We start from the raw sequence: 15,231 nt of genomic DNA, 5'->3' as shown, positions 1-15,231 counted from the left end.
GTTTTGTGGTTTAAATTGATGAAAATTTGACCTCAAAAATAGTGTTTTTTGAGATGCGAGAAAGGTACAAAACTTTAACAAGACGTTAAAATCCAATCGAAACTTAAAAACCTACCTTTGCCAACATTTTAAAATTTATTTATGCCACGTTGGGTTTTTCCTTTAATCATATTAACAATTGTTATCACGCTTGTAGAAATTTATACGTTTCAAGCGTTTAAAACAGTTTCTAAAAGTAAAATAGTTCGTTATTCTTTTTTATTGATAAGTATCGCGGTATATATTAATTTTTTCATCACTTTCTTAACATATTCTAGAAGCGTAGGGCAAACGCCGCAGTTTCAAATGGCTGTTGGTTTGTTGCTTACAATTTCTATTCCTAAATTGGTGATTATCATCTTGCTTTTTGGGGAAGATGCATATCGTTGGGTTTTAAAATTATTTTCTGCAATTTCAAGCGGAGAAACAAAACAACTTGTAGGTAGAAGAAAGTTTATTTCGCAGATTGCTTTAGGATTGGCAGCCATTCCATTTGCAGCTTTCATTTACGGAATTATTCAAGGGAAATACAACTACAAAGTTTTAAAATACCAATTAAGTTTTAAAGATTTACCAGATGCTTTTGATGGTTATACAATCACACAAATTTCAGATATTCATTCTGGGAGTTTTACTAACAAAGAAAAAATTCAATATGGCGTCGATTTGATAAATCAGCAAAAATCGGACATAATGTTATTTACAGGTGATATTGTGAATAATAAAGCAGATGAAATGGATAACTGGATGGACGTTTTTGATAAGTTGGAAGCAAAAGACGGTAAATATTCCATTCTTGGTAATCATGATTATGGCGATTATATGGATTGGGACAATCCGCAAGATAAAATAGATAACTTTCAAAAAGTAAAAGACATTCACCAAAAGATTGGGTTCGATTTATTGCTAGACGAACATCGTTATTTAGAAAAAGACGGACAAAAAATAGCCTTGTTAGGCGTAGAAAATTGGGGAAAAGGATTCAACCAAGCAGGAGATTTATCACGAGCGTCTGCAAACATCAAAAAAGAAGATTTTAAAATCTTAATGAGTCACGATCCAAGTCATTGGGAGTACAAAGTGAAAGAAGACCCTTTTAACTATCAACTTACGTTAAGTGGTCATACACATGGTTTGCAAATGGGGATTGAAATTCCGGGTTGGTTAAAATGGAGTCCTTCAAAATATGTCTACAAACAATGGGCAGGTTTGTATGAAGAAGCAGGTAGATTTATAAACGTAAACCGAGGTTTTGGGTATCATGCATTTCCGGGTAGAGTAGGTATTTGGCCAGAAATTACAGTGATAGAATTGAAAAAAGGCTGATCCTCAGAGCATTTAATTAGTTTTCTATATATTTGTTAAGTTACAAGTAACTATTTATACGTTTTTCCCCCTTAAAAAATCTATATTATGGCAAAATTTGGTGATTTAATAAGTGCTGAAAAGCCTGTTCTAATTGATTTTTATAAAGATTGGAGCGAGGTAGATGATACCGTACATACTTTAAGAGATGTTGCTGCCGTTTTAGGTGATAAAGCCAAAGTAATTAAGATTGACATCGCTAAAAATGAAGCGCTTGCAGAAGCGTTACTTGTAAAAGGAAATCCTACTTTTATGATTTATAAAAATGGCGAAATGAAATGGCGTCAAACAGGTGCTCAAGACGCAAACACTTTAATTGGTTTAGTGCTAAAGTATCTTTAATCTTTTTAGAAGCTATTTCCTACTTGAATTTACCTTGAGGGGGCAGAAAGGCTATCTCTTTCTTTTTCTCTTCTCGATACATCTTTTTTGTTCTTGGAAATTCACTATAACTGACCGAAAAAGGAAGGAGCTTGTCGAAAGGTTCAATCAAGGCTAGAACATGTTTGCTAACTTTTCTTATTGTAAGGATTGAGTGAGTGTTTACTGATAATTAGTATGTTATTTTTTTGTAAAATTACAAACGAAATTGATGACATGTAGTTTTGTCATTTCGAACTTTTGGGAGAAATTGCATAAGGAAGATTCGTTTTGTATTTCAATTGTTATGAGATTTCTCAATCGCCGAAAAGGCTCATTTCGAAATGACATTTGGGAGTTTAATCTACTTTTTCTTATTATCTAAAATTTTCTTGACATTTATTATTTAGTAAAAAACTCATTAAAACAATCAATTCGGTTTAAGTTGTTTTCTAGTTCTATTTTCTCTGAAGTTGTATTTGCAATCCAAACTTTTTTAATATTCTTAATTTTTAAACTATCTGTTTTATCTACAATGGCAATAATATTTGCCTTATTATCATTTTTAAGATTACAATAATTTATGGTAATAAATTCAGGTTTCTTTAAATTAGAAATGCTTAAAGTATCTAAAATTTTATAGGTAACGTTATCTAGGGAGTCGGTTAAAATGCCTTTAAAAATCACCAAATTTTTTGATTCATTTTTTAAATGCAGAATTCCATATTTATTTTCTAGATTATTTTCATAAATGGTGGTATCATTTACTTTTACAAACTTTTTAAGTTGAGGTATATCTTTAAAATTTCTGTTAGAAGATTCCATTCCAATTATCGAATTATTTTTTTTGTCTGTTTTGCTGCTACAACTTACTAAAACAAGTAAGATTAAAATGGAGAATAGGTTTTTCATTATGTTTTATTTGGAGTCTAATGTTAGGCTTACAAAAACTGTTCCTTTAATTGGACTTAATTGCTTTCTCAAATAAATTCTCGAACTGTCACATCGAGTGAATTTTATTTTTCATAAAATTTGTATCGAGATGTTGTGTGGATGATCAAAATAGATTTTTAGATTTTTCAATCGCCGAAAAGGCTCATTTCTAAATGACATTTTGAGGTGTTGTTTACTTTTTTCAAGTAAAATAAAAACCTTATGTTTTTTATGTTGCTATGTAGTGCGTTTTATAATAGATATTCTGTAATTCTTATATCGCCTTAAAAACAAATCCTTTATCAGAAAAATGTTTTAATACTTTAGGTAGCGCATATTTCATTCTTTCGGCTGCTTTTACGCTATCATGAAAAACAATAATACTTCCTGGTTCAGTATTTTTTAAAACGTTCTCTAAACACTTTTCATTGGAAATTGTGGTATCAAAATCTGCGGATAAAACACTCCACATAATAATTTTGTAACCTTTTTCAATTAGTTGTTTCGCTTGATTCTTTTTTATTTTTCCGTAAGGAGGTCTAAAGAGTTTCTGAGTAATTGTTGAAGTGTTAAATTGTGTAATTGTTTGCTCGCATTCTAAAGCATTTTTTACATAGGCGTTGGTTTCACTTTTCCAGCCTTTTAAATGGTTTTGTGTATGGTTGCCAATGCTATGACCATCAGTTATCAGTTTACTAAATATTTCGGGGTGATTTTGTATGTTTTTTCCAATACAAAAAAAGGTGGCTTTTGCGTTGTACTTCTTTAATTCCGTTAAAACAAATTCGGTGATTTCTGGCGTAGGTCCATCATCAAAAGTGAGAAAAATCTCTTTTTTATCAGAAAGAAAACGCCACGTATATGTAGAGAAAAATCTCATCATAAAACGTGGCGTTCTGGGGAAATAACTTTTCATTTAAAAGGTGTTATTCTTCATCTGGCATTAGATGATCAAATAGTTTTACAATGCTTATAAATTCATTTTGTAATGCTTCTAAATATTCTTTATCTACTTCGCCTTGTTCTACTTGTGTAATAATGTTTCTGTACATGTAAAGCGTAGTGTCTATGTCGTCAAAAACCAATTCAGTATCTTCCATTGAGAAGGTGCTTAGCCAAATTAGTTTTTCTTTAAATAAGTCTATTAATGTTCTAGCGGTTTCTCTAGCTTTTTTGCTATCTCTTAATTTATAATAAGACTCAGGGTATCCCATAGATAAACTATAATGATCAAAGTCTTTAATAGGCATTTTATCTAGTGATAAATCTAAAATTTCGAGTGCTTTTGCAGTATCTCCTTCTTTAGCAAAAGCTTCAGATAAACGCAATAGACTATTACGCATAGAAATTGAATTTCTCTTCGTTTGTTCGTCTAAGTAAATTTTACCGTCGTTAATGTTTCTCCAATCCCATTTCTGAACGTTGGTGTACATTTTTTCGGTGTCAATTCTTCCCATATCAAACAAGCTTTTATTAGCCATCGGAGTTTTAATAGGTACTAACTTATAAGCCAAACCATCTAATTGTAGGTAATCTTTTAACCAAAGGTACTCTTCTGCAGCATTGGCGCCACCTGTAAAGTAAATTGGTCTTTCCCAATTGTTATTGGCAAGAATATCTAACATTAAAATTCTGTTCTTAAATAAAGCTCTATCATCAATAGTAATGTCTATGTATGGTAAAATTTTATCAGCATCTTTTTGCGCTACAATTCCGCTTTTTAAGACCGCTTCTTTGTTTACAGGAAGTCTGATTTTATTAGTCGGATAAAATTTTTCTTTTTGACCATTTTCTGTTTCAACATAAGTTGCATCACTGTCTGAAGCAATCCAACGCATAAAGTTCTTAATAGTCATTACAGAATCTTTAAAACGCGGGTGATCCATAGAATAAGCAACATCTAAAGTTCCGTATTTGTATTGGTGATGTTCTAGTTGTGATGGAATAGGAGCGGCCTTATAGGTAGCTCGTTTCATTTGGTCTATGTACCAAGGAGTCGCAAATAAAGAAGTATTTACCAGTTTTACATCTGTTCTAAAATCTTCTACTTCTTGCATGTACCAAAGTGGGAACGTATCATTGTCTCCAATGGTAAACATAATGGCATTTTCATCACAACTTTGTAAATACGCTTTTGCGTTTAAGTGTGTTGTATATCTATTAGAACGATCATGATCATCCCAGTTTTGAGCAGCCATTAACGTTGGTACAGCTAAAAGTGAAACCAAAGAAACCGCAATGGCTACCATTTTTTTATTGGCAAAACTCTTTAAGTATTCATACAAGGCGAGTACACCAAAGCCAATCCAAATGGCAAAAATGTAAAAACTACCTACAACAGCATAATCTCTTTCTCTAGGTTCAAATGGTTTTGGATTTGTATAAAATATAATAGCAAATCCTGTAAACGCAAAGAATAAGAAGAGCGTAAAGAAATTTTCCTTATCCCATTTAATTTGATACAATAAACCTATAATACCTAAAATTAACGGTAAAAAGTAGTATTTGTTTCTTCCTTTGTTTTCTAAGGTTTGAGAAGGCAGATCCTGTTGTGAACCTAATCTCATTTCGTCTAATGCATTAATTCCACTAATCCAATTTCCGTTAAAAACATCTAAGTTTCCTTGTATATCGTTTTGTCTTCCAACAAAATTCCACATAAAATAACGTCCGTACATATAGCCAAACTGATAGCTCATCATAAACTTTACATTCTCTGCAAATGTAGGTCTACGTTTACTGTTCTGTGGAATACCCGCAATAGATTTATACATTTTTTCTGAAGCTGGGTTTACCATTCTTGGTATAAAACCTTTGTGCTTGTCAGACCAATTTGGTACAACGCCTTCGTAATTATTTACAATCTCGTATTTACCGTTTAATTTCTCATATTTTGGCTTATCATCCTTGTAAGGATTCTTAGCGTCTTGCTCTCTGTCGTAAGAATTTGAATAATACGTATCGTAAAAAACATTTGCATCTCCATATTGTTCACGATCATAATATGCTAATAATTCTCGCGCACTAGAAGGGTTGTTCTCGTTAATAGTTGTGTTTGCGTTTGCTCTAATTGGTAACATCATCCAAGAAGAAAAACCAATCATAATAAACAATACAGAAAGAACTAGTGTGTTTGCGTGAATTTTATTTTTCTTACGTGTATATTTTAATCCTAAGTAAAATAAAACAACTAAAATAATGGCTGCAATAATACTTCCAGAGTTATAAGGCATTCCTATCGAATTGATAAAAAACAACTCAGAAGCACTAAAGAATTTTAATGTAAACGGAAATAAGAATTTAAAAACAAACATTAACGCTAAAACAGAAATTACGGTTGCAATTGCAGTTGTTTTTATGTTGATGTTTTTATACGTCTTAAAGAAATATAGCATTACGATTGCAGGTATAACCAACAATGAAAGAATGTGTACTCCAAATGATAATCCTACCACAAAACTGATTAAAATTAACCATTTGTTTCCTCTAGCTGTGTGTAGTTCGCTTTCCCACTTTAAACCTAACCAGAATAATAAAGCCATTAAAAAAGATGACATTGCGTATACTTCTCCTTCTACGGCACTAAACCAAAAACTATCTGAAAAAGTGTATGCCAAAGCTCCTACAACAGAACTTCCTAAAATTGCTATGTATTTTCCTTCTGAACCTTCACCGTTTTTTAAAGCAAGTTTTAGAGCTAAATTAGAAATAGTCCAAAACATAAATAAAATAGTGAACGCACTTGCCAATGCAGACATAAAGTTTACCATTTTAGCGATATGAGTAATATCTGTAGTAAACATTGCAAAAAATGCACCTAACATTTGAAATAAAGGCGCTCCTGGTGGATGTCCAACTTCTAATTTAACGGATGTAGAAATGTACTCTCCACAATCCCAGGCACTCACAGTTGGTTCTAATGTAAGGTAGTATGTAATTAAAGCAATTACAAATGTTGCCCATCCTAAGATGATGTCCCATTTTTTAAAGTTTGCTGATGTCATAGTCGTTTTAATAATGTGTGGCGAATTTACTAATAAATATGAATTAAATTAGTTGCGTGTTGCTTTTATAAGGGGATATTTCATCATAAATGTTTGTTAAATGTAAAAAAAATCAAAAAATGTTTGCAGGTTCTAAATAAAGGTTTAAATTTGCACCCGCATTACAGTATTGGCCTATGGTGTAATTGGTAACACACCGGTTTTTGGTACCGACATTCAAGGTTCGAGTCCTTGTAGGCCAACTGCAAACCCTTTTAATCTAATGATTAAAAGGGTTTTTTATTTTTAGTTGTTTTTTGTGTCTGTAATTGTGACGGTTTTGTAAGATTATTGATCAAGTATTAATACGCCGAATGAGGTTGGTGTATGAAAATCAGGAATTTCTGTGTTTGGATTTATCCAAGTAATCCAAGTAGGTTTAAATGTACTGTCTTCTTGTTGGTTGTATTTTGCTCTGTAAATCCCTGTTTCTATAATATCATTTTTTAGCAAGTTTAGATTTTTTAAAGATTGAAGTGAAATTTCAATTTCTACAATAAAGTTATTTTTGTTTACTAATGATTTAACAGCTATTTCTTGTGTGGGCCAATTCCAATTAAAATCGAATTCTCTATTTGGGCGAGCTTTAAAATCCATAATTCTACCTGTAGTGTCTATTTCTAAACAATAATATGGATATAAAGAAGAGTCGCTTCTAAAAAATAATTCTATTCGATCTGAATCATTTATACTTTCATTTTTATCTTTAGAAGGATGGATGTGAGTCTGAGAATCTTCTACTTTAAATTGGAAAAATATTTTTTCTGAATTATGGAGGGCTCTAAATTCTATTTTCTTTACAGGTTTATTATCCCAAGGAGATGTAAAATTGGTTAAAGAATTTGCTTCTTCCCAGATTGGATTATTGCCATCTGCTGAAATATTTATTTCTGTATCTTTTATCGATTTTACGTTGTAGCTATTCATTTGTAGTTTTATGGTGTCAAATTTATTTTCTTGGAATGTAGAAATATCACCTTTTTTTAGCAGATATAATTGCGGTTATTTAAAAGGTGATGACTATTGCATCCAAAGTTACTATTTAAATCTCTTTAATAGTTTGTAAGTTAGACACTGTATTAAATGTTGTTGTGTTTTTGATGTTTTGTGTCTCTTTTTTAGTCTTTTAGTTTCAAGTTTATTAAACAGATAACGTTAATATAAATATCATCTCAGTTAAAAGGGATTCTACATAAACTTTATTTTTGTAAGGAAATAGAATATTAATCTTTAAAATTTATAAACATGAAAGTACAATCATATTTAGCATTTAATGGAAATTGTCAGGAAGCATTAAGTTTTTATGGAGAATTATTTAACGCAAAAATAGAAAACAAAACAACTTACGAGGATAAAAAAATAGACGTTCCTTCTTCGTATAGAAAAAAGTTACAGCACGCAGAGTTAAGGGGTAAGGGTGTAGGTTTTATGGCTTATGATGCTGCGCCAGATACACCAATAAATTCAGGAAATCAGGTTCATATGAGTGTTGATTTTAACGACAAACATGAAGCGGAGTCTGTTTTTAATGATTTATCTAAAAATGGAATTACGCATACCGGATTCGGAGAAAAGGAATGGGGTTTTTATGGAAGGTGTACAGATGAATTTGGTATAAATTGGATGGTAAATGCCAAGAAATAAAAAATATAAAAACAAAAAAGGATAGCAAATTAATGTTATCCTTTTTTTATTTTACTTTAAAAGAAAATCTTTTAAGTCTTGGTAGTTAGAGGCTTTAAAAGCTACTTTTTTATTATTTATCACTTTCTTAATTTGTTCCGGAATTGCAACTTTAACAGGTAGCGTTTCTTCCACAACGTCTAAAAATTTCACAGGATGAGCAGTTTCTAAGAAAACACCAAATTCATTTTCTTTTAAACCGTGTTTTTTCAATCCTAAATAACCAACTGCTCCATGAGGATCTGCAACGTAACCAGAATTTGCATAAATTTCTTTCATAGTAGCACGCGTTTCATCATCAGAAAAACTATACGAAGAAAAAGCGCTTTTAAGAGCCTCTAAATCATTATTGAATAATTCTTGTATTCTAATGAAGTTACTTGGGTTACCAACGTCCATAGCGTTAGAAATGGTGGCTTTAGATGGTTTTGGTTTGTAAACGCCATCAACTAAATAATTAGGAACCGTATCATTCACATTTGTAGAAGCTACAAAGTGTTTAATTGGCAATCCTAATTTTTGAGCCATGATTCCTGCGCAGATATTTCCAAAATTTCCGCTAGGAACAGAAAATATGATGTCTTTATGTTTTTTGTGTAATTCTTTATACGCAAAGAAAAAGTAAAACATTTGTGGCAACCAACGCGCAACGTTTATAGAGTTTGCTGAGGTTAATGTTTTGGTGATTTCTTCATCTAAAAAAGCAGTTTTTACCATTTCCTGGCAATCATCAAAAACACCATCTACTTCTAATGCGGTAATATTTTGACCTAAAGTTGTTAATTGTTTTTCTTGAATATCACTTACTTTACCAGAAGGATATAAAATAACCACATTTACGCCTTTTGCTCCTAAAAAACCATTTGCAACTGCACCACCGGTATCTCCGGAAGTAGCAACTAAAACAGTAACTTCATCATCACTATTTTTGTTAAAGTATTCTAAGCATTGTGCCATGAATTTTGCACCAACGTCTTTAAAAGCCATAGTTGGACCATGAAACAATTCTAAAGAAGCAATATTATCATCAACTTTTACCAAAGGAAAATCGAAAGAAACCGTATTTGCTACAATCTCTTTTAATTTGTCCGCAGGAATTTCATCTCCAACAAATTGTTTTATTACTTCGTAAGCGATTTCGTGATTTGTGTAATCGGAAATATTTTCGATAAAATCTTTAGAAAGTTGCTGAATGTTATCTGGAAAATAAATTCCTCTATCTTTAGCTAAGCCTTCTACAACTGCATTTTTAAAAGTAGATTTTGGCGATTTATGGTGTAAACTGTAATAGTTCATTTTGTATGTTTATTAGTCATTGCGAGAGCAACGAAGCAATCTGTTTGTTAGAAAGAGATTACTTCTGTTATTCTTCCTTTGTAATGACGATTAATTACTATTTATTATTTTCATTCCTTCATGATTCACTTTAGAAATAAACATTTCAAAGTCAATACCAGTATTTTTATAACTCTCTTCGATGCTTTTGTAAACATCTTTGGCAATTGCATCACCTTTACAAAGTGCAAAAATTGTAGGGCCAGAACCACTAATTCCCGCTCCTAAAGCACCCGCTTTAATTGCTGCGTTTTTAACGTCGTCAAAAAACGGAATTAATTTTTTACGATGAGGTTCAACAATAATATCTACTAATGAATTGCTGATTAAGTTGTAATTATCAGAATATAAACCGCTAATTAAACCACCAACATTTGCCCATTGCGTAACTGCATCTTTCAATGCAATTTCTGTAGGTAAAACGTCTCTAGCATCTTTTGTTTTTACTTCTACCTGCGGATGAATTGCTACAACTCTCAATTCACTCGGAACCGGTAATTTTATAATTTCTAAAGGATGATAGCTTCGTACTAATACAAAACCTCCATATATTGCTGCAGAAACATTGTCTGCTATTGGAGTTCCACAGGCAACTTCTTCACCATACATAGCAAATTTAGTCAATTCTAAATCAGAATAAATATTCCCTAATAATTGATTGGCGCCAAAAGCAGCACCTGCAGCACTCGCAGCAGAACTTCCTAGTCCGCTTCCTGGAGAAAACCCTTTATGAATTGTTAATTCAATTCCGAAATCGGCATTTGCTTCATTCAGTATTTTTTTAACAACTGCACTTGCAGCATTTTCATCTACATCATACGTTAAGTCTGCGCCTGTAATATTGGTTATTTTAACACCTTTCTCTGTTGTTTTAGTAAATGTCATTTCGTCTCCAATTTCATCTACAGCAAAACCGAGGGAATCAAATCCGCAAGAAACATTAGCAACAGTAGCAGGAGCAAATATTTTTAAATAATCCATATTTTTTTTTAGTTTGCAGTTTTCAGTCTCGGTTTCCAGTCAGTTGCTAACTGAAAACTGTGACTGCTTACTGAATACTTTTTTATTTGTTAGCAATTCTAATTACATCAGCAAAAATACCAGAAGCGGTAACATCTGCACCAGCACCAGCTCCTTTTATAATTAAAGGGTTTTCTGGATATCTGTCTGTAAAGAACAATACAATATTGTCACTTCCTTCTAAGTTATAAAAAGGATGATCAGACGGAATGTGTTGTAAACCAACATTTGCTTTTCCATCTACAAATTCAGCTACATATTTTAAACGACAATCTTTATCGTTTGCTTCTTTAAATATATTTTGAAAATGAGCTTCGTTCTTTGTTAATGACGCATAAAAATCATCATTATTGTCTGTGTTTAAGCTTTCTTCAGGTAAAAAGGCATTTTTTGCAATGTCTTCTAATTCCATTTTATAGCCACTTTCTCTCGCTAAAATTAAGATTTTTCTAGCAACATCTACACCACTTAAATCAATTTTTGGATCTGGTTCTGTATATCCTTCTTTTTGAGCTGCCGCAACAACATCATGAAAAGTAGAATCAGCATTAAAATTATTGAATACAAAATTTAAACTTCCAGATAACACAGCCTGAATTTTATTGACTCTATCGCCAGAGTTGATTAAATTTTTAAGTGTGTCAATAATTGGTAAACCTGCACCAACATTAGTTTCGAATAAGAAAGAAGCATTGTACTTTCTAGAAACTTGTTTTAAGGTTTTATAATTATCAAAGCTAGAAGCACAAGCAATTTTATTACAAGTTACTACAGAAATGCTATCACGTAAGTATTTTTCATAGATTTCAGAAACCTGCTGGTTTGCAGTGTTATCTATAAAAACACTATTTATATGATTACTTTCTTTAACTTTTTTATGAAAACTATCTAAAGTTGTAGGTTCTCCGTTTTCTAAAGCTTCTTTCCAATTATTTAGATCGATACCATTATCATCGAAAGCCATTTTTCTAGAATTCGCAATTCCGATAACATTAATACTTAACTTTAAGTTTTCTTTTAAGAACTTTTTTTGTTGATGAATTTGTGCTAAAAAGCGCTCACCAACATTACCAACACCTGTTACAAATAAGTTTAACTGTTTCGTTCTTTCTTCAAAGAATTGCTCATGTAACGTGTTTAAAGCTTTCTTTGCATCATATTTGTTAATAACTGCAGAGATATTTTTTTCTGATGAACCTTGTGCGATTGCTCTCACGTTTACATTGTTTCTTCCTAAGGCGCTAAACATTTGTCCGCTTAAACCTTGGTAGTTTTTCATGCTTTCACCAACCACGGCAATAATTGCTAAATTACTTTCAATAATAATTGGTTTTATTTTTTTCTTGTCTATTTCTATACTAAAAGTGTCGTCTAAAAGTTCTTTCGCTTTTGCAGCATCGTTTTCAAAAACCCCTACACAAATAGAGTGTTCTGATGAAGCTTGTGTAATAAAAACAACATTTATTTTAGCAACAGAAAGAGTTTCAAACAAGCGTTTAGAAAAACCTGGAATTCCAACCATTCCACCACCTTCTAAAGTAATTAAGCTAATATCTTCTATGTGAGAAATACCTTTTACTTCATTACCGTTTTCTGGGTGTTTGCAAATCAATGTTCCAGCACTTTCTGGTTCGAACGTGTTTTTAATACGAATAGCAATTCCTTTTCTTAAAGCAGGTTGAATTGTTGGTGGATATAAAACTTTTGCACCAAAGTGTGACAATTCCATTGCTTCTTCGTAAGAAATTTCTGAAATAGGATATGCTTGTTTTACAACTCTAGGGTTTGCAGTAAACATACCAGAAACGTCTGTCCAGATTTGCAATTCATTCGCTTCTAAAGCTGCAGCGTAAATGGCAGCAGTAAAATCAGAACCACCTCTACCTAAAGTAGTTGTTTCTTCAAAAACATTAGAAGAGATAAAACCACCTAAAACAACAACTTGATGTTTGTTTTCTTCAAAAAATGAAGTAATATTATTATTAGTGACTTTAAAGTTTACCTGCGCATTTAAATACTCATTATTAGTAATGATTAATTCTCTACTTTCTTTATGGTCTGCATCAAACAATTCTTTTGCAGCATTTGCAATAATGTAAGAAGAAAGTCTTTCTCCAAAACTATATACTTTTGCTAATGTTTTGTCAGATAATTCTTGTAGTAAGAAAACACCTTCGTAAATAGATAATAATCTATCAAATAAATAGGTAACTTCTTCGTGAACTTCTTTTTTGTTTTTAGCAATTAAATCATCAATTACTTCAAAATGAAGTTCTTTAACAGTTCCTAGAAGTTCTTTAGCTGTGGTAATGTCTTCTAAAGCTTCATTAGCACCAGCTAATAATTTATCGGTAGTTTTTCCGAATGCAGAAACTACTACGGCTATTTTTTCTTTTTTAGATGCAGCCTCAACAATAGCTAAGACTTTTTGTATTTTCTCTGAACTTGCGACAGATGAACCGCCAAATTTTAATACTTTCATTTTTAATGAATAGTTTGAGTAATTAAATTTTTTTGAGTTTGTTTCGTTTTTATTCGAAACAATATATAACCTGTGGTGATATGAATATAGTAGAACCCCTAAAGGGTAATTGTTGTAATTGTGCGTGTAATTGTGCGCATAGAAGTATAAACTACGATGGTAGTTTTAGAAGAATTAATATGTGTATTAGATAAACTCACAAAGCAAAAATAGGAGTATTATTTAATATTTCCCCTTTTGATGGAGATTATTTCGTAAAATTTAATGATTTATGCAGTATTATTAAAAATAAGCTATTTCTAATGTAATTTTAATATTATTTGCTAATTGGTTTTATTTTTTCTTTAATAATTAAAGCAATCGGTTTATTTTGAATTTTGCTCTCTAACCAAGATAAGATGTCTAAATATAAGAAAGCTCTTTTTTCATACGGATGATTTTCGAACGTTTTTAATTTGGCATGAATTTTCTTAAACTCACTCCTTATTTCATGCGGAAAAACATCACTTAAATCTCTAATAGAAGTTAGAAAAACTTTCTGAACTTCTTGTAGGTTTTCCATTTTTAGTAAGAACTTATAGGTATCTACAAACTGTCTTTCTAAATCGTAATCTAACCCACATTCATAATGTGCAATTAAGTTTAAAATACGTGCAAAACATTGTAAATCTTCTGCAGAACCTATGTTTTTAGAGCGAATTATTTTTTGTAAATAAATAATACACAATTTGTTTTTACCCATTCCAAAATACAAACAAGCTATTTTGTAGTAGAGTAAAACAATAAAATGACTGTCTAGTCTATTTTTATACTTTTCAATTTTATTATTAATAATGTCAACAAGATATTCTCCTTTTTCAAAAGAACCTTCTAAAAAGTGAAGGTGTAATTTATTAGAATAGAAATACAAGAAAATTAATAGTTCTGTATTGGTATTCATTGGTATTTCTTTTTGATCTATTTCAGATTCAAAAAGAGTTAATTCTCTTTTAAAAGTAGAAACTTTTTTCACTAAAAAAGAAGCTTCAAGTAAGTAGTTTTTAGATTTTAAATAGAAAACTGGGTGTGTATTAATCAGTTTTGGGCTGTCAAATAAATCAACACATTTTTTAGCATATTTATAGCTTAATAAAAAATCTTGCACCAAAAAACTATGCCAAAGATGTGCTTTGTATAACCATAATTTTTCACGAAAACCTAACTTTTGATAATCGTACTTTGGCATTCTATCGCTAAAATATTTTTCAACAAACTGTAATTCTTCTTCATTTTTAACATAGCCATTTTGTATTAAATGACTGTAGAGTTGTAAAGATAAATTAGAAAGTTTACTAGCAATTACATTGTCTTGGCTTAGTTCTTTTGCTTGTACAGATAGTTGATTTGCTCTGTTGCTTAAACTCCTTGTAATGTATTGTGTTTCTATTACTTTTTCTAGTTCTACAATTTCATAAGCTATATTTTTCTCTTCATTATCCAAAGCCATGTTTTTAGCTTTTTCTAAAAGTTTCAAACTTTGTTTGTAGAGTCCTTTTTGATATAATACCGTAGCAAAATCTAATTGTTCTCTAATTTGAATTCGCACATTTTTATGGGCAGGATTTAATCGTAAACTAATTAAAATTTGTTTGTATAAATGCGCCTTTAAGTTAGAAAGTTGTTGTTTAGAAACAATTCCGCTGCCAATAATAACTTTTTCATCATATACCTTTAGTTTTTCTAAAAATTTAAATAAAGAAAAAAACTTAGCATCGATGTTTCCACCTAATCTTCCTACATATAAATTAAATTGCCTCTTTTCTGATTTAGTTAAAGACTTAATTAAAACAAATAGAGCATCATTTTGTTGATTGGCTAATGTAACATTTTTACTCATAAAAAACTGGTAATTAGATATTTAAGTTTTTATAGGTGATATTAGAAATCGTACGGAGCTGTAAAAATAACTATTTATTTTAAGTTCGATATATA

General features: G+C 31.0%; 11 protein-coding genes and 1 tRNA gene. 4 read left to right on the top strand and 8 right to left on the bottom strand.

What is annotated here, in order from left to right; all coding sequences use genetic code 11:
• Nucleotides 1-141: 141 nt before the first annotated feature.
• Nucleotides 142-1,365 carry a metallophosphoesterase gene (locus WHD08_RS10230; protein ID WP_208890911.1) on the top strand — a complete coding sequence of 408 codons (1,224 nt, stop codon included), beginning with the start codon at nucleotides 142-144 and terminating at the stop codon, nucleotides 1,363-1,365.
• Between the two features lie 87 nt (nucleotides 1,366-1,452).
• On the top strand, nucleotides 1,453-1,746 hold the full coding sequence (locus tag WHD08_RS10225) for a thioredoxin family protein (protein ID WP_165734271.1): 294 nt from the start codon (nucleotides 1,453-1,455) through the stop codon (nucleotides 1,744-1,746).
• 420 nt (nucleotides 1,747-2,166) lie between these two features.
• Here the strand turns inward: WHD08_RS10225 and WHD08_RS10220 are convergent, their stop codons facing one another.
• From WHD08_RS10220 to WHD08_RS10210, 3 genes are all read right to left on the bottom strand, one after another.
• Nucleotides 2,167-2,676 (bottom strand): hypothetical protein, encoded by a 510-nt coding sequence (locus WHD08_RS10220; protein ID WP_208890912.1) that lies wholly within the window; start codon nucleotides 2,674-2,676, stop codon nucleotides 2,167-2,169.
• A gap of 295 nt (nucleotides 2,677-2,971) precedes the next feature.
• Nucleotides 2,972-3,613 (bottom strand): polysaccharide deacetylase family protein, encoded by a 642-nt coding sequence (locus tag WHD08_RS10215; protein ID WP_208890913.1) that lies wholly within the window; start codon nucleotides 3,611-3,613, stop codon nucleotides 2,972-2,974.
• A gap of 10 nt (nucleotides 3,614-3,623) precedes the next feature.
• Complete coding sequence (locus WHD08_RS10210; protein WP_208890914.1) at nucleotides 3,624-6,701, bottom strand: DUF2723 domain-containing protein; 3,078 nt, start codon at nucleotides 6,699-6,701, stop codon at nucleotides 3,624-3,626.
• 170 nt (nucleotides 6,702-6,871) lie between these two features.
• Here WHD08_RS10210 and WHD08_RS10205 point away from each other — a divergent pair.
• Nucleotides 6,872-6,943 (top strand) — tRNA-Gln (locus WHD08_RS10205).
• Nucleotides 6,944-7,028: 85 nt separating this feature from the next.
• Here WHD08_RS10205 and WHD08_RS10200 read toward each other — a convergent pair.
• Nucleotides 7,029-7,667 carry a carbohydrate-binding family 9-like protein gene (locus WHD08_RS10200; protein ID WP_208890915.1) on the bottom strand — a complete coding sequence of 213 codons (639 nt, stop codon included), beginning with the start codon at nucleotides 7,665-7,667 and terminating at the stop codon, nucleotides 7,029-7,031.
• Nucleotides 7,668-7,985: 318 nt separating this feature from the next.
• Here WHD08_RS10200 and WHD08_RS10195 point away from each other — a divergent pair, with 318 nt between their 5' ends.
• The gene (locus WHD08_RS10195) at nucleotides 7,986-8,384 is read left to right on the top strand and encodes a VOC family protein (protein WP_208890916.1); all 399 of its coding nucleotides are present in this window, start codon (nucleotides 7,986-7,988) and stop codon (nucleotides 8,382-8,384) included.
• A gap of 51 nt (nucleotides 8,385-8,435) precedes the next feature.
• Here WHD08_RS10195 and thrC read toward each other — a convergent pair whose 3' ends face one another.
• The 4 genes from thrC to WHD08_RS10175 all read right to left on the bottom strand — a co-directional run bounded on the left by thrC (nucleotide 8,436) and on the right by WHD08_RS10175 (nucleotide 15,136).
• Entirely contained in the window at nucleotides 8,436-9,719 is a 1,284-nt protein-coding gene (thrC, locus tag WHD08_RS10190) for a threonine synthase (RefSeq protein WP_208890917.1), read from the bottom strand.
• A gap of 90 nt (nucleotides 9,720-9,809) precedes the next feature.
• Nucleotides 9,810-10,739, bottom strand: coding sequence for a homoserine kinase (locus WHD08_RS10185; protein ID WP_208890918.1), 930 nt, complete (start codon nucleotides 10,737-10,739; stop codon nucleotides 9,810-9,812).
• Nucleotides 10,740-10,821: 82 nt separating this feature from the next.
• Nucleotides 10,822-13,260, bottom strand: a complete 2,439-nt coding sequence (gene thrA, locus WHD08_RS10180) for a bifunctional aspartate kinase/homoserine dehydrogenase I (RefSeq protein ID WP_208890919.1) — start codon at nucleotides 13,258-13,260, stop codon at nucleotides 10,822-10,824.
• 316 nt (nucleotides 13,261-13,576) lie between these two features.
• The gene (locus tag WHD08_RS10175) at nucleotides 13,577-15,136 is read right to left on the bottom strand and encodes a hypothetical protein (protein WP_208890920.1); all 1,560 of its coding nucleotides are present in this window, start codon (nucleotides 15,134-15,136) and stop codon (nucleotides 13,577-13,579) included.
• Nucleotides 15,137-15,231: the final 95 nt, after the last annotated feature.

Origin of the sequence: Polaribacter sejongensis, from assembly GCF_038024065.1 — a bacterium.
GTDB lineage: Bacteria > Bacteroidota > Bacteroidia > Flavobacteriales > Flavobacteriaceae > Polaribacter > Polaribacter sejongensis.
Note: the sequence above shows the minus strand (reverse complement) of the source record. Positions and strands in the feature narration are given on the sequence as shown.